Genomic DNA, 18,592 nt, shown 5'->3' with positions numbered 1-18,592 from the left:
GAATCAATTTTTCTGCTCCTGATAAAGTGACTTGAATAGTTGTTGTCGTTTTTTATGGTCAACAATAGGCGTAGGATAATTTACAGCTTCTCGCTCATCCGCCGGAATTTTACCAGTAACCAAATATTTCAGATCCACACTCCGCAACTCTGAAACCCACTCCCGAATATATTCTGCTTCTGGGTCATATTTTTGTGTTTGAGATGCAGGATTAAATATTCTCAACGGTTTTGGGTCCATTCCACTCGACGCACTCCACTGCCAACCGCCATTATTTGCACAAAGGTCTCCATCTATTAATTTCTGCATAAAATATTTTTCGCCCCACTGCCAGTTAATAATTAAATCTTTGGTCAGAAAACTAGCAACTATCATTCGGCAACGGTTGTGCATCCAACCTGTTTCATTTAACTGACGCATAGCAGCATCAACAATAGGATAACCTGTTCTACCTTCACACCAGGCCAAAAAATATGCTTCATTATTCTCCCAGGGAAAATTTTTCCAATGTGGGCGATAAGGACCTGTTTCTAGTTCGGGATAATGGTACATAACATATTGATAAAATTCCCGCCATGCTATTTCTTTTTGCCAAGTTTCGATATTTTCAAATGCTTCATCGCTAGAACAATTTTCTATTAATTCTTGAGTTTTTGCCCAAACTGTCCGAATACCAATAGCACCAAATTTTAGGGCGGGACTGAGTTGGGATGTACCATCAATACTAGGGAAATTTCGTTGTTGTTGGTATGAGTATATTGCTGCTTGGCAAAATGTTTCTAATTTTTCTAGTGTTATAGTTTCTCCGGGTTCGAGAATGAGTGGGTTTTCCCAATTAAATCCTAATTCTTTGGCAGTGGGTAAGTCAATAACTCCTACTTTTTTGGTTTGTTGAAGTTGCTCTTCAGTTAACCCTTTAAGTAGGGGAGTATTGACTGGGTTAGATTTTTTTTTGCCGCTCCAAGTTCTCCAGAATGGGGTATAGACACTATAGGGTTTATTAGTAGAAGTAAATATTTCTTCTGGGCAATGAAGGAGTTGATCCCAAAATGTTTTTACTTGAATATTTACTGTTTCTAAATTTTCAGTAACTTGGCGATCGCGTTCCCGACTATAAGGTTCAACATCTCGATTCCAATATACTGCTTTTGCCTCTAGAAAAGTTGCTAATTTTGGTATAGCTTCTGCAGGTTTTCCTGAGAGAATTAATAGTTGACTTCCTATTTCTTGGTAGCGTTTTTGTAGATGTTGTAAACAACCAATCATATAGGTTATTCTTACGGGTGCAATATCGTCTCGTTTGAGAATATTTTGGTCAAGGCAAAATATACCTACTACTTTTTGATTTTGTTGAGATGCTTGTGTAAGTCCGATATTATCTGAAATGCGTAGGTCGCGTCGATGCCAAAAGAGGATTAAGTTAGACATTTATTTTAATTTTATTGTTATAGCAGAAGAAAGAAAGAAGAAGGAAAAAGGAAGAATAAAAAATCTTACCTTGTCTTAATTTTAAGCTTTTGATTTTTCCTAACCTTTCCTTCGACTGCTATAATTTTAAGTTTACTGTTAATTAGAAAATTTTTGTTTATAGGTAAGCATTTCCTGTGGAATGCTTACGTTTATAGTAATTCCAAGTCAGCTATAATCTCGATTTTAATAAAATTATTAATGATTAATTATTTTAGGTTTTAAGTCTCTCATTTTCACGAAAAAAATCATTCTTTTGTCTTTTTGGTTAATCCTCTTATTTATTGTTCAGGAGAGGTCATTTCAGTTATCAGTTATCAGTTATCAGTTATCAGTTATCAGTTATCAGTTATCAGTTATCAGTTATCAGTACCTCCTGCAATAAGGAGTCTTTAGACCAAAATTTTTCGGTAATTGTTAATTATCGTTTTTATTTATGGGTTTAATACCATTTATCAAAAAGAATGCGATGCTGATGCAAAACTTCAATGATTAAGTAATTAGTAGGATTTAATAACCTTAAGAGCGATGATTAGCCAGTAAGTGCATATTATTCTTATGTTTACTACTCCCTGACTCCCTTATACCAATTACCAAAAGTAATGCTATACTTAGGTAACACTTCAGTTATTAATTAATTAAACTATCCTAATAAACTTTTTGCTAATTTGAGTCAATTTAATATTAATTATTATTATTTTTATTTCTCCCCCACTCCCCCACTCCCCTACTCCCCTACTCCCCTACTATGCGAAAATGTAGAAAAGTTTTTGAGAAATGGTATTACTCTCCCACTCCATTCTGGTAGATAACTAAATATCTTCTTCCTCCTTCAGTAATTGTTAACTGTTAATTTTTGAACTGTAGTTTAGCTAATAAATATTTTTATTTGTCAAATCAAATAGGTTTTGCAAATTAATTTTTTCTACTTCGCTACTCCTTTACAGTCTTCATTTTTGTTATTTGCTTGCTTTGTTCAAAGGAAAAATTTCATTTTAAGCTTAATACCAATTTTCAGGCGTTGATACTAAATTATTGGTTAATATAGCAGTCAAAGCAAAGCTTAGGAAATATCAAAAACTTAACATTCAGAGAACCCAAGCTTTTTCCTTCTGTTATAGATAACTAAACGCCTTCTTCCTTCTTCCTTCTTCCTTCTTCCTTCTTTCTTCTTTCTTCTTTCTTCTTTCTTCTTTCTTCTTCCTTCTTCCTTCTTACTTCTTACTTCCTGATAAAAATGGTTTAGCTAAGAATAAACTACAGATTGACTTAGCATCAACAATTTCTCCATCAAAGATAGCCTTTTCTAATTCTTGAGGCGTCATTAAAACTGTTTCTATATCTTCATCAATATCTTGCGCTGGTGGACTTTCCAACTTTTCTAAATCTTCTGCTAAAAAAGCATAAATAAATTCATCCGAGTATCCAGGAGCGAGAGGAAATTCTCCTAACTTTTGCCATTTATGAGCGCGATAACCTGTTTCTTCTTCTATTTCTCGTTTGATAGTATCAGCAGGATTTTCATTTTCTTCTATTGTACCTGCTGGAAATTCTAAAATCCTATCTTTAATGGCAAATCGATATTGTTTTACTAAGATTAATTTTCCATCTGAAGTAACAGGGATACATAAAGCTCCACCCGGATGACGAATACATTCCCAGTCTCCTTCAACTCCATTGGGTAAACGCAGATGGTTAACGTCAAAGTTAAATTTTCTACCCTGATATTGCAGACGTTGTTTAATAATTTTGGGTGGTTCTTGATTGTGCATAAAATATCATCAAAAATAAGTTTTAACTATCATATCATCTTTGTCTGAATAAAAGGTAGCTGATTAAAGTCTATCTTCTATAAAATGATAATTAGAGATACTTCTACAGCTCGAGCTATTGATTTTTTGCCAGTCCATAAATGAATTAAATAACACTATGAGCGATGGGCGAAACTTAATATTTTTTTAGGTATAGCAGGTCTTATTTTGAGTGGCACCTTGTTTTTGTATAAAAATTATACTAATCAACTAATCTACAAAAATTCAATCTTAGTAAAGCTTCAAATAATACTTTTTAATATTAAATATTAAAGCTTGATAGTAGAGGTATTGAATCAGTTATCCTCCTGTAGACGAACTGCCTTAATAGCGATTGTGTATACGATCAGGAATGGCTGATCCACCACAAAGATGCACCTGTTATTTTTAAGTAGAAACATGGGCGTCTTCAAGCTAATTAATGCGACCGGTATAGATATAGAAAAAACTGAAAAAAACGTCTAAAATAATTTTTCATAAAAACATATTTATAGATAGCATTTTCAAATAAAATGTCAAACAAAAGTTAGTTATTTACTAACAGTAAAAAATCCGGAAAACCTTCTTGCCTGTTGCCTAAAAGCGTTAGGTTTTTTTAACGCAAATCAAATGAAATTACTAGAGTGAGCTTTTGATATAAATGATATTAATTCCAAGTGATATGTTTATGCTTAATTTTTCCAAAATATAGACTAAAAAATTATTGAGTGAAAGACCTCAATATCAAGTTACTATTGCTTCATTTTTAACGAGAGATAATTATTAATTTTTGAAGAGTAGAAAGCAGATGAAGATATAAAGCTAATGAATTTTGTGCCAGAATATCTTAGAAAATAAGTAGATAGGCATGAAAAAAATTAAGTCTTTAACAAAAAGTAAAGTAGTTTATCAGCCTTTTCCCTTCTGCCTTCTGCCTTCCTAAGTACGATAAATTTTAACGCCTACCTACTTAATTAAAAACCATCGTTTACTTAGTGAAGCTGAATGGGAATACATCTGTCCATGCAAATACAACTACACCTTTTTAGCTAATTAAAGTGGAAATTCTACTGATGAAAAAGTCTCTATAGTCATCAAATATTGTCAAACAACAAAAATCGATAGTTTTTCAGATAATGCTTTTAGTTTATGTGATATAGCAGTCGAAGCAAAGGTTAGGATATATCAAAAGCTTAAAACTCAGACAACGCCAAATTTTTCCCTATTCCTTCCTTCTTCTGCTATATGCACAGAAATGTTTAGAAATAATCCGCTAATTGTTGGCATAATGATTATAATTTTTCCCTATCAAATGGTAAGGTTTGGGAATATAAGTCAAAAAATTAATATAAAATTTCATAGAGCACACTCTTGGAATATTGGTGCTAGGCATTGTCGTAGTGCATCCTCTTATGCCCTAATTCCTAATAGTAAAGATAATTTTTCAGGATTTATAGTAGTTTATTGAAGAAGATTTTAAGTAGTAGGTTAAAGTGAAAATAAGGTTGTAAGTCTTAGGTAGTAGGTATGAGGTAAAAAAAGTTGAGCCACCTAAAACTTAACATCTAATACCTTATATAGTGTAGCAAGAATAAAAATTATGAGAGAGTTACCTAGCAATCAAACAAATATAGTTCATAAGATAATCTGGGGCACAATTGGTGGTACTGTTTGGGGTGTTTTATTTGGTGCTACTTTGGCTGGTTTATCCATAGGAATTAATCAAAATTTAGTCACTATTGTAAGTGCATTATTAATGGGTATCTTATGGTGTACAGTTATTAGCCTAATTTGGAAATCATTAATGGGAAGACAGGATGAATCTAGCAAAAATTATATAATATTTGGAATTATTGGTGGCTTTTTCCTGGGCAGCGTTATAGGAGGATTAATGTTAGCAATATTAAATCGGGATGCTAATGTTGGTAAAGCATATATATCAGGAGCATTTTTGGGAGCAACTTTTGGTTTTGTTTGGAGTTTATTTAAACCTCCTATGTTTTTGGGAGGTGCGAGAATTTGGGGTAAGTCGGGAGCAATTTTAGGTGCAATTTGGGGGTCTTTTTTTGGCACAATTATAGGTATAATTGCCACAGTTTGCTTATTGTTTTGGAGTCAAGCAAATATTGATATTACTTCTAGTAACTTGCCTCAACTATTAATAGCTACAGTAATTTTTGGTGGTGGTAATGGTGCTATTGGTGGAGCAATATCTGGAATTATATTAGGTGGATTAATTATGGCTCCTCCTTTACCTTTAGCATTAGAATTAATTGGGATCAGAGGTGCAATTATTGGAGCAATTTGGGGTTGTTTTTTGACGGCGATCGCTTGGGGAATTATTGGAGCTATTTTGTCTACAACTATGGGGGATGATTTCTTTTTAAGTTTAGGAATTATTCGTCAAGTTACTTTACTTAGAGGAGTAATTATTGGTGCAGGTATTGGGTCAATTTGGGGCATGATTTCTGGGGCAGTATGGGGTGCTTTTGGTAGATGGTAATTTTCAACAATTAATAATTAATAATTAGGGTTTGCTGAAAAAGTCTTATGGGTGAGGGTAGGAGTCAACCCACCCCTAACCCCTCCCAGGAGGGGAACTCAGGATAAATGGGAATTATAGAGGAGATAGTAGGAAGAATCGCCCCTTGATTTTTCTGCCCAACTCTTGACCAAAATCCTAAATTTTTGAACCATTACCACCTAAAACCTCGCACTTTTATCAAATTGGTATAAGAAGGTTTGCCGGATTTTTTACTGTTAGAAAATAACCAATTCTTGTTTGACATCTCATTTGAAAAGGCGATAGAAGAAGTTATCTCTTAAAAATTTGCTATTGCAACATTTAAGATTAAACAGTCCAATACTAGAATACTAGGTTTTATAGCAACTGTCATTACTACTCTTTACTTCTAGAATATCTAAAACAAAAAAATATCAATAATCAACCTTCCTTCTACCTTCTTTCTTCCCTCTATCTTCTACCTTCTTTTTTCTTCCTTATTCCCTCTTCCCTCTTCCTTCTTCCCTCTTCCTTCTTCATTAATTTCTCAACTTAGGATTAACAAATTCATTCAATCCTTCCCCTAATAAAGATAAACCAATTACCATTAAAGTTAAAGCACAACCAGGGAAAAAAGCAGTCCACCAAATACCTGTAGGTAAAGCATCTAAAGCTAACCTTAAATCATTTCCCCATTCAGCAGTTTCAGGAGGTAATCCTAATCCTAAAAATCCCAATCCTCCTAATACTAAAACTGCATCCGCAGCATTAAGAGTAAATAATACAGGCACACTCTGAATAACATTAAGAAATAAATAACGAGTTAATACTCTCCAAGTATTAGCACCCATCGCTTTTGCTGCTTCAATAAATAGTTCATTTTTTACACTAACTGTATGGTTACGAACTACTCGATAATATTGTGGAATATAAGCAATACTCAGAGCGATCGCTGCATTTAATATTCCTTTTCCAACGACGAAAGCTAGAGTTATTGAAAGTAATAATCCTGGCAAAGTATAAACAGTATCCATAAAAAATATTAAAACCTTATCAATTCTACCGCCAAGATAACCGCTTACCATTCCTAGAGGTACGCCAATAATTAAACTTAATGCTGTGGCTAAAATTACAACTTTCCAAGCAACTTGTACCCCGAATAATGTTCGAGAAAATACATCATAACCTTGACGATTTGTACCAAACCAATGCTCAAAAGATGGTGATTGATGAATGGGGTTACTAAGAAATTCTTGGGGGTCTTGGAGCAAGCCTAAATTTTCTAAAAGTGGAGATAAAATAGCAATCAATATAAATAAAACTGTAATGATTAAGCCAACCAACATCATCTGCATTGAAATAGTTGGTTTACTAGACAGATTAAACATTTTAGTTGCTGAAAATCTACTTGCCATAATTCTATAATTTCTCTGGTTTCAGAAATAGCATTTTAGCATATACAGAGCTGACATTTGAGATATGAACGGAGAATAAAAGAAGGTCATTTCAGTTATCAGTTATCAGTTATAGCTTTTTCAAATGAGATGTCAAACAAGAGTTGGTTATTTACTAACAGTAAAAAGTCCGGTAAATCTTCTTACCTGTTCCCAGATGAGCAGTTGCCTGTTGCCTAAAAGCGACGAGGTTTTTTACGCAACTCAAATGAAATTACTATATCAATACCTCCTGCAATAAGAAAGATTGACATTAGGAATATTCTATTTTTTTATCTCCTTAACACCAATTACCAAAAGTAATGCTATGGTTTCGGAAATTATCAAATTTTTTTACCTCATTACTGAATAACTAAGGTTTAATATGAAATCCGGTTATACAGTTATTGCACTTTTTACTTCCATTTAACGCAGATATAAAATGCCCGAATATCCCCAGATAATTCTCACTCTCATTCCTCCTTTATCCTGACTCCTGACTCCGTCTTCCGCTAATCATTGGATAACTAATTATCCGGATACTATATCAAGTCTCTCCTTAACAGCGCCACGGACTTTGGCCCGACAAGTAGAAAGAGAAAAGAAAAAAAATCTTTTTAGTCAATTCTCTTGTTTGAAGTAGAGGTCATTATTAATTATTAATTATTAATTATTAATTATTAATTATTAATTATTAATTATTAATTATTAATTGTTGATAGCCTATCTTTTAATGTTTAATTTCTCCAGATCCAACCATTAATAGTAAAGCGACTATCTGCAAAAGTTTTAGAAGGACAATTTACTGGTAAAACTTCATGCCAGTAACGACTAGGAAAGAAAATAATAGTATTATTTATAGGTGCAATTTTTTTGAATGAATTTGCCTGAGTATAATAATTATTATCTATTTTTCCATCATATAGCACTAATTCTCCACCAGAAAATTTTTTAGGTTGTTGGTAAAAATAATAAATGTAGGTAATTTCTCTTTTAGCAACTTCAGGCATTCCATTATCATTATGAGCTTGATAATAATGACCATGATTATGAGCTGTTACTTGCCCTTCTATTTTAGCTATGGGAAATATTTGATGACTCAGTTTCGATAAGATTTGAGGTAAAACTAATTTAATTCGATTACTAATTCTAGCTTTGGAAATAGGCGCTAAATGTAAGACTCTTGATTTGCGAAAGTCAGAGTCATTTATGCTAGTAGTACTTTTTTCAAAATATGCTTCTAGTTTAATTACAGATGCTAGAATTTTTTGATTTTCTACTTCTGTTAAAAAATTCTCAATTTTCACACATTTTGATTTAATCAGATTTTGATTATTTTTGTCACTAAGTATCATTAGTCCTACAAATTTATAGATATGTTCTGAGAATCAAGCTTGATCATCAAAAGTTACAAATAAAGTACCATAATTAATTTAAATTGAGAATCTTTTACTATTTAAAGACTCAATATCAAAGAAATTTTCAGGCAGCTAATAGATTATTTATTGGTGAATTATATAGTAGTCGAAGCGAAAGGCGCAGATATATCAAAAGCTGAGAACTCAGACAACACAATATGCAAGCATTCAGCAGTCAGCTATCAGCTATTAAGTCATTATCTTGGAAGAAGGAATTAGTATTCAAGGAGAATGAAAAGTGATGTTTGTGCAGCATTCCGCAGGAAATGCTTACTTTTTGTTTGCCCGAAATATGCTGTAATTATTCATTATTCATTATTTCTCCGTATCCAACCATTAATAGTAAATCGACTATCTGAAAAAGCTTTAGAGGGGCAACTTACTGATAAAACTTCGTGCATATAACGACTTAGAAAAAATATAATACTATTATTTTTAGGTTCTATAGTTTTAAATGTGTCAGCTTTGACATAATATTTTCCTTTAATTTGGCTATCGTAAATTATTAAATCACCACCTGTAAATGCTTTTGGTTCTTGATAAAAATAATAAACATAGGTAAAAACTCTAGTAGCAGTATCAGGAGAACCATTATCATTGTGAATTTTATAGAAATTATTATCATTATGAGCTGTTAACTGACTTTCAATTTCGGCAATTGAAAATTCTGGGATATTTAACTTTTTTAACGCATCAGGTAAAACTTCTTGAATTCTGTTGACTATTAATTCTCTAAATTTTGGGAACGAGTGTAATACTAGAGAGCGGCGATAATTTTCTGCTTTAGTTGATGTTGTAGTTGGTACAAAATCAGATTGTCTCTGCAAAACATAATTAAATAATTGTTGATTTTCTGATTGGGTGAGAAAATTTTCTATAAGTAAATAACGAGATTCTAAATTGTCTATTGTAGAGGGAGGAGGAGTAGAAGTTTTGATATTAGATTGAGTATATTGTGACTGTAAATGCTGCAAATATATTGGTGGTTCCGTCACCATTCCAACTAAATGTTCGCTAGCAAAACATAAAGCAGAATGACCTTCTCCTATAGGAATTTGAAATAGAGTAGAATTTTCTGTTTTTTGATGTTTAGATAATAGTGTTTTGGCTAAAAGTTGGAGTAATGGTGCATCAGATTTGAGATAAATAGTATATTGATGTCCTCCTGTTAATAAGAGGTTGATTTTTACTTCTTGAGGTAAATTTTGTGGTGGAGTAAATGTCATTTCAGTTATCAGTTATCAGTTATCAGTTAACAGTATCTCCGTAAGCATTTCCTGCGGAATGCTGCGCAAACAGCTATTAGCAGTCAGCTATTCCTTTAAAATGCGCTCCCATTCAGCAATTAGTAATGAATAATTACTTCTAAGGTTTAGTCCAAGGACTTTAGCAGTAACTTTTTATTCTTTCTAAATTTCAAAAGTTGCTTTTACCTTCGCCAAAATTAGTAGCTGATAGCTAATAGCTTACGGCTGAATGTTTATATATCTCCTACTGAAGTAGGAGGCTTTAAATACTGAATTTTCTTTCTCTTGGTCGATTGGATATAGCGAGGTTGTCTCACCATCCCACCCTACGGGAAGCTCCGAATATCGACCGCTGTCTTGGTTGATTGGATATGGTGAGGGGACCTCGCCATCCCTCAACCGCTTTTATCCCCTTTAAATAGGAGGCTTAAAACCTAATTTTTTGGTCATAGACTATTTATATTTCAAATAACTTACAGTATCATTGCCATCAATTCCTAGAAAAACAATTAACAAGAATTTTTTCACAGACTCTACTCAGATACCAGTTTTATTTAAGTTGTTTAGACTATCTGAAAATTAAGGGATGAATAATCAAAAAAAGTAGTAATAATTCACCAGACTCTACTTAAGTTTATTCTGTGCAACTTTAATAACAGAAGGAAGAAGGAATAAGGAAAAATCTTACTTGTCTGAATTTTCAGCTTTTGATATATCCTAACCTTTCCTTCAACTGCTATACATTAAATTGCTATAAAACCTCTACGCATCAAGAAAAAACAAAGAAAAAAATCCTTTTAGTCAATCATCTGCTTTTCAGGAAAGGTAATTATTAATTATTCATAGCTCATTGTCAAAACTTACCCATCTTACTTTTACTTATAAGTAAGTATTTAGCCGTCAGCTATTAGCTATCAGCCATTAATTTTGGCTATGACTAAAAGCAATCTTTGAAATTGAGAAAGAATAAAGAGTTACTGCTAAAGTCCCCTTCCCAAACCTTAAAAGCAATTATTAATTACCGAATAATTAAGGTAAAAATCCCTTCCTTTAAAGGAGAAACAAGAAAAAATTTTCCTTTTATTCAATCCTCTTCCTTTTAGGGAGAGGTAATTATCAATTATCCATTATCAATTATCAATTATTGAACAATAGCTGGTTGCGCAGCATTCTGCAGGAAATGCTTAGACTTATAATTCATTTTCTAATGTAAAAAATGACGCATTCCAGTTAGTATCATTACCAAACCTAACTCATTTGCAGCAGCAATAGAATCTTTATCTCGCACACTACCACCTGGTTGAATAATAGCAGTTATTCCTGCTGCTGCTGCTGTTTTTACCGAATCATCAAAAGGGAAAAAAGCATCACTAGCTAATACTCCTCCAATAGCCTTTTCTCCTGCTTGCTCCAAAGCAATTTTTACTGCCCCAACTCGATTCATTTGACCAGCACCAATACCAGCAGTTGCCAAATTTTTAGTCACCACAATAGCATTAGATTTAACATGCTTTACCACCTTCCAAGCAAACATTAATTCCTCCATTTGTTCGGCAGTCGGTTGTTTTTCAGTAACAACTTTCCAATCACTAGAACTTTCTACTGCATCATCAGGAGCTTGCACTAAAAAACCACCAGCAATTACCTTTATAGTTTCCGACGGACTCTGTTTTAAATCAGGTGAAATTAACACTCTTAATTTAGATTTTTTCTGAAAAATTTCCTCCGCTTCTGGTTCGCATCCCGGAGCAACTACACACTCTAAAAATGTCTTAGTCATAGCAGTCGCAGTAGGAGCATCAATAGATTTATTCAAAGCAACAATTCCCCCAAAAGCAGAAACCGAATCTCCAGCAAAAGCTTTTTCATAAGCCTCCAAAAGAGTTTCACTAATTGCAATTCCACAAGGATTTGTATGTTTAAGAATTGCCACAGTCGGAGCATCAGAAAATTCCGTAATAATACGTCTTGCTGCCTCTAAATCTACTAAATTGTTATAACTTAATTCTTTACCTTGAAGAATTTTACTTGCCGCCCACCCACTAGGAATAATTCCGCTTTGATACCAAGTAGCAGATTGATGAGGATTTTCTCCATAACGCAGAGATTTAATATTTTTACCAGAGAGTAAAAATGTTTCTTTTTCCTGTTCAGAAGTTGTTTCTTGCTCTTGTAAATAAGTAGCGATCGCCTGGTCGTAAGTTGCGGTATGTTTAAATCCTGCTAAGGCACATTTTTGACGAAATTCTAAGGATACTTCCCCTCCATTTTTCCGTAGTTCTTCCAAATAAGAATTATATTGATTAGGGTTACATAAAACTGTTAGATGAGAAAAATTTTTAGCCGATGCTCTTAACATTGCTGGTCCGCCAATATCAATTTTTTCAATTGCTTCTGCTAGGGTAACTCCTGGTTGAGAAATTGTTTGTTCAAAGGGGTATAAATTAACTACAACTAAATCAATAGGTCGAATATTATTAGCATTTAAGTCTTCTATATGTTGCTCTAAATCTCTTCTTGCTAATATACCTCCATGAATCCGAGGATGTAATGTTTTAACTCTACCTCCAAGAATTTCTGGAAATCCCGTATAGTCAGATACTTTTGTTACAGAAATTCCTGCTTCTTTCAGAGTTTTAGCAGTACCGCCACTACTAATTATTTCATAGTCAAATTCTGTAATTATACTTTTTGCTAAATCAATGATACCTGTTTTATCTGATGTGCTGAGTAATGCTAAACGTGCCATTTGTTTCTAATCCTGATAGAGGAAAACTAACAGTTTATATTTTAATAATTAAAATTATAATCTTCAAACTCTCCAGATTATTTTAATATTTTTGTCAGATAGTAAGCATTCAGCTATCAGCTTTATTAGCTTTAAAGGAAGAATTAATAGTCAGCCTTCAGCTATCAGCTTGATTACCTTTAAAGCAGAAAAAAAACCTATTTTATCAAAGCTTCAGAGTACGAATGTCTGGTTGAGAATGTAGTAGAAGTTAAATGAATGCTTGCTTTATTCATTAGACATCTCCAGTAATAAAAAATCAAATCAATTATTCCACATAAATTATCAATTATTTCCCCCCTACTCCCTACTCCCTATGCATGGTGGAGATGTCTATTAAAAAGCTGATAGCTGACTGCTAATAGCTGAATGCTTACAATTAATATAGCAATCTTAAATGATTTATAAAAATTTTTATAATAGTTAATATTGACTCCAAACATGAGTAAATTATGACTCCTAACTCCTGTACAGACCTTAGCGGCAGCTCTACGTTAACAAACGGCAGTTTGCTGACACCTACCTACCACCAAATATTATAATTAGACATCTCCAAAAATAAAAAATCAAATCAATTATTACCCATAAATTATCAATTATTCTTCCCTGTTCCCTGTTCCCTGTTCCCTGTTCCCTGTTCCCTGTTCCCTGTTCCCTCTTTATCTGGAGATGTCTATTGAAATAAGATTACTATATTGAGATATTTCAAATAATTAAAAAAATCTAGGTATAGGTATAAACCTATCAGTTAACCTTAGCATTAGATAGGAAAATAAACGTCAGCATTCAGCTATTAACTTTATTATCTTGAGAGAGGAATTTGACATTGAGATATTTCCCAGAATTAAAAGTATTAGTAAAAGCTCATACTTTTAATTATTAGACTTGTCGCTAAATAAAACCCTGAAAGTGCTCCGATTTAACGGGAGGGAGTAGTCAAAATTAATATCAAATCTATATTAATTAGTGCTAATAAATCAGTGCTAAAAAAAATCATTTATGAAAGCTCTTACAAAAAACTTCAACGAAATTTTATCCTAAAGTGAAATATTATGATATAGTAATGTTATTGGTAGTTGCTTACTCATTAAGTTGATTTTTTTTTCAACACAAAAAGTAAGGGAGTATACAAAGAATGAAAAAATGGTTTACGTTAGTATTAACCCTGGCAGCTGCAGCTATTGGACCTCTAACTTTAACTGCACCATTAGCACAAAGCCAAGACAGCTCATTTCCCAGAGGAAAAGTAGCTTTGCAAGTTGCTGACACTGGAACATTTATGGCTCGGTGTAGAGGTTGCCAAGAAACTTTGGGTTCTACTCCTATTCCTGACACTGTGACACTTCGAGACGGATACAATGTTGGTCATGCTCAGTTCATAGTTGTTCCTGTTAGTGGTGGGAAAATTGCCCTTAAGTCAGACATTGGAAAATATGTAGCTAGGTGCAATGGCTGTATTGTAGATGGTGCAGTTCCTGACTTTCTAGTTATTTTTCACGACAACCCAAATAACCCTAACGTTCAATTTACACCAGAGTTACTGCCTAGTGGCAACTACGCTCTCAAGTCTAACTCAGGTCAATATGTAGCTAGGTGTAATGGTTGTTCTCCCACTGCTCTGGAGAGGGGTGTTACACAGGATACTGTGACAGTTCATGGTGGTAATCCAGCAGGTAGAGCTAATGCACAATGGAAAGTAATTCCTATCAGATAGAGTCTTGAAAAAGAAAGTATCTATAATTAATCATAGTAGGAGTGGGTTCTAGTTCAAATTAATATCTAGCATTTGAATAAACCTGCCCTCTAAAATTTCCTCCACCAAAATAGAATTTTGGATAATGCAAAAAATGATGATACTGTGAATATAGTTTTTTTTATTTATCCACAGTATTGATTTTTTTTTCAACATTTTATTTATAACGAAGTATACAAAAATGAAAAAGTGGTTTAGATTAGCATTAACTCTCGCAGCTATTGGACCTCTAACTTTAACTGCACCATTAGCACAAAGCCAAGACAGCTCATTTCCCAGAGGAAAAGTAGCTTTGCAAGTTGCTGACACTGGAACATTTATGGCTCGATGTAGAGGTTGCCAAGAAACTTTGGGTTCTACTCCTATTCCTGATACTGTGGTACTACACAAGCAATATTCTGGTCCTCAGACTCATTTCATAGTTGTTCCAGTTGGTGGTGGGAAAATTGCCCTTAAGTCAGACAATGGCAAATATATAGGTCGGTGTAATGGCTGTATCAAAGGTGGTACATCCCCTGACTTTCTAGTTATTAATCACAACAATCCAAATAGCCCTAACGCTCAATTTACTCCTGAATTACTGCCTAATGGCAACTATGGTCTCAAGAATACAGGGAAATATGTAGCTCGGTGTCGTGGTTGCTCTCCCAGTGCCGCTGCTACTGGTAACCGGGATACTGTGGTACTTCATGTACAGCAAATTTCCTCTCAATAATTACTCAATAGAATTTTTTGCTCCCAACAAACCTACTATTATTACCAACTTCAACATTAATCAACAAACCATTGATTTAATAGCAACTCATCCTACTGTTCCTATATATAGAAGCACTTTTAAACAACGCAATCAAATTTTAAAAGCACTTGGCAAATATATTCAACAATTAAATCATTCAGTTATTCTTGCAGGAGATTTGAATATAACTATGTGGTCTCCTTATTATCAAAAATTAGAACAAGAAACTGGATTAAGAAATAGTCGTTTAGGCTTTGGTATTATTCCCACTTGGCCTGCAAGATTTAATAACTCTGTACTCTTGTATATTTTATCTAGATTTTTTCAAATTCCCATAGATCATTGTTTAATCAGTTCAGAAATTAAAGTTGTAAACGTTAAGACCAGAGCTAATTCAGGTTTAAATTTAGGTTCAGATCATCTCCCTTTAATTACAGATTTATTTATTAGTAAATCAGGAAATTAATAATATCATGCCCAGATAATTAGTTATCAAAAAAACTATCCTTTCACTAGCGATCGCAAATCTCTTTTTGCTCCCTACTCTCTACTCTCTAGTCTCTACTCTCTACTCCCTAATCATTTATTTATTTATAAATATTCAACCGGACATGATATAAGGTTCAGTTTTCTGCTCCGTTTCCAATGAATTTTTCCTACAATACATCAAAGCTTATATTCATTATCTAAATTAAATTTTTATTGATGTCATAGCAAATTAGCATTAGTTAAACCAGAATAAAAAGCTATTAACTTACCATCTTAAGTCAGTATTGCCTCTTTCATTTTGTCTCGCTCATTTTGTATTAAATTAAGTAGCGGTCTTTGTAGATTAGTTCTTAATAACTAAGGATATGTGCCAACTAATATCACTACTTTGACAAGACTAACTAGAATCTATCTCTAGAAATAAAATAAATTTAGCTAAAAAAAATCTCAATGTTAATTTTCAAAACTAACTCAAAGAAAGTAAGTATATTTTAGTTAACCAAGATCTTATGTTTTTCTTTCAGAGAAAATTTTCTACCGAATAATTAAAGTTTAAAGCCTCTTCTTTAAAGGAGAAAAAAGAAAAAATTTTACTTAAGCTTCAATCCTCTTCTTTTAAAGGATAGGTAATTGTTAATAATTAATTATTAATTGTTTAACTTGGCTCCACTATCAAATTAATCTCAAATAAATCAATTTTTTGACCGATACTCTTCAATTTGTTGTGCATTAATCTCCACCGCAGAGACATCAATAGTACCAGGAGGAGTTAACCTACTAAAATTACCCCCTTCAACCTTAAGTGGTTCTCCACAACTAGGACATTGAAATTGAGTCTGATTTAAAGCAGTAAATTCATAACTACAAACAGGACATTTATCTATAATTAAATTGCGATTCAACCACCAACGTAACCCAATAAATGCAATTATAGGTGTAATCAATATAAAACCAATCAATATCAAAACAGAATTAACTAACCATCCTAATCCTATAGACCCTAAAAGCCAAACAACAGCTAAAACAATTATCCAATTACCAATACTGGCCAGTGTTAATTGAAATACTTTTGAATTGCCTTGATTCACTTCATTATCTCCTTAAATATCCATCCTTACTTATATCGTAATCACAAATCTAAAAGTTGTTCGACCCTTTTAGTAAAAGCAACCCTACCAAACACTTTTACGCTTTCTTCTCGCAACCAATTACCATCAGACCTTTGGTCCTCTCCCTTCAACATCTCAATGCAAGCATTAGCTACTGCTTCTGGATCTCTATAGGGTACGCGCCATCCTAATTTTCCATCCTGTAAAGGGTCTGCCGATCCATCTGCATCACCTGATAATACTGGTATTCCACAGGCCATTGCTTCTAAATAAACTATACCGAATCCTTCCTGAGAAGGCATCACATAAGCATCAGCTACTTGATAATGTCTGACCAAATCTTCTGTAGGCACAAACCCAGCAAATATAACTTGTTTCTCCACCCCTAAATCTTGAGCTAACTTGGCTAACCGAGGTTGGTCGTCTCCTCTTCCAATGACTAAATACTTTACTTCTGGGAATATTTGTAGTATCTTAGAAAGGGCACGGATAGTAACATCAACACCTTTATAGGGGTCTCCTGACCAAAGTCTAGCGACAGTCATTAACACCTTTGCCCCTTCCAGGTTGTAACGCTCAATCAAATCTTTCGGTTTAGGCTGAGGAATAAAAGTATTCTCATCTACCATACAAGGTAACAATTGAAACTTTTCTTGGTCTAGATGATTATTTTCACAACAGCGATCGCGACTATAACGACTAATAGTTAAAATACGAGCTGCTTGTTTTAATGCCTGTTGATATTTATTTGGTAGTGGTTCCCACACTTCCTTACCATAAGTCAAAACTGTGTAGGGAATGCCGAGAGGTACACACAAAATTTGAACTAAGGGAGCTAAATTAATATGACCACAAAAAACTTGTTGAGGTTGTTTTTTCAGCAAACACCATAATAATTTTGCTGCTAACCTAAAACGCCCTAACCAAAGAGGCTGAGTTTTTAAATAATAGAATTTTATATTCTTCGACTGATAGGGATTTTCACATTCTAATCCATCTCTCAGTAATAATATATCAGTATCTAGAACCGAATCAGAAGCATTTGTAGAATTTGTTAGGTCTTGGTAAGCCTGGAAAATATCTCTAACATAAGATTGAATGCCACCTTCACGAGATAAAATTTCCAGAAAAACAAATGTATTTCCTTTTTTTTGATTAATCTTGTTAGCCAACTTAATCTCCACATTATTATTTATATTTTTTATTTCCAAGCACCTCTAGATACTATTTATAGCACAACCTCGTAAAAGCCAATTATATGTAACTTTTGACCAGGGATAATTAATGATAATTAATATAAACTATAAATTATAATTTATCTAACTTTTGGCGATCATATTACAATTACAACTCAAAAAAAGGCGTTCCACAATGATCGACCTATGCCAGTAATAATTTTTTTCCTAAAAACCCTAAATATTTTGAGAGTAAAAAATGAAAAATCAAGCTTTTTAAACATATTTTACTTAAACAAATAAGCCTGTTGAAAATAGTGATATAGATTGATGAATTCTTTGATATTTTTGATAAAAAGAATTGTATATTTGAGAATTGCTATAACAATTAATATTAGGTTTTTTTCGTCAAAGGATCAACCAATTTTTGGCCAGATTATTCCATAATGTGCAACCCCAAAAAACTTTTACAAAAGAACTAGCGGAACTTTGAAAGTCCCTACCCTTTAGAGAGGGGATGAAAACGGATACTGGGAGACAAATCCCGCAGTATCCACATAATCTTAACATTACAAATACATAAAAATGAGATAATTCATAATATATATTAAATTAAGGAGGTGATTTATTTGTATGGCTGTCAGCAAAATCTAATCAAGCCCGATTATGACTTAAAATCAATTC

Annotated in this window: 12 protein-coding genes; 4 read left to right on the top strand and 8 right to left on the bottom strand. The window is 33.2% G+C overall.

The features are described 5' to 3' along the window. Positions 1-3: 3 nt before the first annotated feature. Entirely contained in the window at positions 4-1,428 is a 1,425-nt protein-coding gene (locus tag F6K18_RS12620; protein WP_287521206.1) for a deoxyribodipyrimidine photo-lyase, 8-HDF type, read from the bottom strand. Between the two features lie 1,253 nt (positions 1,429-2,681). Continuing rightward, positions 2,682-3,239 carry an NUDIX hydrolase gene (locus F6K18_RS12615; RefSeq protein WP_287521204.1) on the bottom strand — a complete coding sequence of 186 codons (558 nt, stop codon included), beginning with the start codon at positions 3,237-3,239 and terminating at the stop codon, positions 2,682-2,684. Positions 3,240-4,857: 1,618 nt separating this feature from the next. Between F6K18_RS12615 and F6K18_RS12610 the strand changes: the two genes are divergently transcribed. Further along, positions 4,858-5,760: a hypothetical protein gene (locus F6K18_RS12610; RefSeq protein WP_287521203.1), complete on the top strand. Its 903-nt coding sequence runs from the start codon at positions 4,858-4,860 to the stop codon at positions 5,758-5,760. A gap of 539 nt (positions 5,761-6,299) precedes the next feature. Here F6K18_RS12610 and F6K18_RS12605 read toward each other — a convergent pair. The 4 genes from F6K18_RS12605 to purH all read right to left on the bottom strand — a co-directional run bounded on the left by F6K18_RS12605 (position 6,300) and on the right by purH (position 12,607). Further along, positions 6,300-7,175 carry an ABC transporter permease gene (locus tag F6K18_RS12605; protein ID WP_287521202.1) on the bottom strand — a complete coding sequence of 292 codons (876 nt, stop codon included), beginning with the start codon at positions 7,173-7,175 and terminating at the stop codon, positions 6,300-6,302. 755 nt (positions 7,176-7,930) lie between these two features. Then, positions 7,931-8,500: a 2OG-Fe(II) oxygenase gene (locus tag F6K18_RS12600; protein ID WP_287521200.1), complete on the bottom strand. Its 570-nt coding sequence runs from the start codon at positions 8,498-8,500 to the stop codon at positions 7,931-7,933. 419 nt (positions 8,501-8,919) lie between these two features. Then, a complete protein-coding gene (locus F6K18_RS12595) occupies positions 8,920-9,837 on the bottom strand; it encodes a 2OG-Fe(II) oxygenase (protein ID WP_287521199.1) in 918 nt (305 codons plus the stop codon). 1,225 nt (positions 9,838-11,062) lie between these two features. Next, positions 11,063-12,607, bottom strand: coding sequence for a bifunctional phosphoribosylaminoimidazolecarboxamide formyltransferase/IMP cyclohydrolase (purH, locus tag F6K18_RS12590; RefSeq protein ID WP_287521198.1), 1,545 nt, complete (start codon positions 12,605-12,607; stop codon positions 11,063-11,065). A gap of 1,174 nt (positions 12,608-13,781) precedes the next feature. Here purH and F6K18_RS12585 point away from each other — a divergent pair. The 3 genes from F6K18_RS12585 (at position 13,782) to F6K18_RS12575 (ending at position 15,601) form a co-directional block, all read left to right on the top strand. Next, complete coding sequence (locus F6K18_RS12585; RefSeq protein WP_287521197.1) at positions 13,782-14,360, top strand: hypothetical protein; 579 nt, start codon at positions 13,782-13,784, stop codon at positions 14,358-14,360. A 220-nt stretch (positions 14,361-14,580) separates the two neighbouring features. Further along, positions 14,581-15,114: a hypothetical protein gene (locus F6K18_RS12580; RefSeq protein WP_287521195.1), complete on the top strand. Its 534-nt coding sequence runs from the start codon at positions 14,581-14,583 to the stop codon at positions 15,112-15,114. Next, positions 15,089-15,601: an endonuclease/exonuclease/phosphatase family protein gene (locus F6K18_RS12575; RefSeq protein ID WP_287521193.1), complete on the top strand. Its 513-nt coding sequence runs from the start codon at positions 15,089-15,091 to the stop codon at positions 15,599-15,601. The genes F6K18_RS12580 and F6K18_RS12575 overlap by 26 nt, the downstream gene beginning before the upstream one ends. Before the next feature lie 715 nt (positions 15,602-16,316). Here F6K18_RS12575 and F6K18_RS12570 read toward each other — a convergent pair. Beyond that, positions 16,317-16,712: a hypothetical protein gene (locus F6K18_RS12570; protein ID WP_287521192.1), complete on the bottom strand. Its 396-nt coding sequence runs from the start codon at positions 16,710-16,712 to the stop codon at positions 16,317-16,319. Positions 16,713-16,753: 41 nt separating this feature from the next. Then, complete coding sequence (locus tag F6K18_RS12565; RefSeq protein WP_375341319.1) at positions 16,754-17,917, bottom strand: glycosyltransferase family 4 protein; 1,164 nt, start codon at positions 17,915-17,917, stop codon at positions 16,754-16,756. Between the last annotated feature and the right edge of the window lie 675 nt (positions 17,918-18,592).

The organism is Okeania sp. SIO2C2 (genome assembly GCF_010692625.1).
Lineage (GTDB): Bacteria > Cyanobacteriota > Cyanobacteriia > Cyanobacteriales > Microcoleaceae > Okeania > Okeania hirsuta.
The sequence above is the reverse complement of the archived record's forward strand: the minus strand, read 5'-3'. Positions and strand labels throughout refer to the sequence as shown.